This window comes from Paenibacillus sp. 01T442, assembly GCF_056398345.1.
Window position 1 is genome coordinate 1 of record NZ_JBFTPF010000218.1, and the last position, 552, is coordinate 552.

The 552-nt window shown below is 41.5% G+C and carries 1 pseudogene; it reads right to left on the reverse strand.

Annotated features, from left to right (window positions below):
* Window positions 1-516 (reverse strand): annotated as a pseudogene (locus AC1DLM_RS35520) (hypothetical protein); the annotation flags it as partial.
* Between the last annotated feature and the right edge of the window lie 36 nt (window positions 517-552).

A 552-nucleotide genomic window follows, 5' to 3' on the forward strand; every position in this document is an offset into this window, starting at 1 on the left:
GTCTGACATGGTATACCACGCAGCATCAGGCATTTTGTTATCTTGACCAATGAATTTATCGGATGAAACGACCAAAAAACTACCCTTCTCATTAATTGCAGTAATTTTACCAGTCATTCCAGATTGCTCATTAATCGTATAGACGGAAATATTCAGTGGAAACTCGGCACCGATCGCCTCAAATATGGATTGTTTAAGACTTGCCTTCTCTGCATCCGAGAGTGTTTTGGCATGTTCGCCTACGCGGCGCACTTCCAGAAATGCTTCTTTCTCATTGCTATAAGAGGATTGAGGCCTGACTTGATGTTTTTCAAAAACTGCCCCTAACGTAATTAGTTGATTTGTATATTTTTGTAAATCTTCTTTAGATACAGATTTCATCGGTTTAGGCGCTTCTTGGAGCTGAGCAGCTCCTTCATATTGATCCAATCCCTTTCGATCACAGCACCCCGTAATCAGGACCACACTAAGAATCGTACATTGAACCATTGGAACCCAATTTCGCTTTGTCCACATGAAATACTTCCACCCTTCTCCCACGTGATTATATGC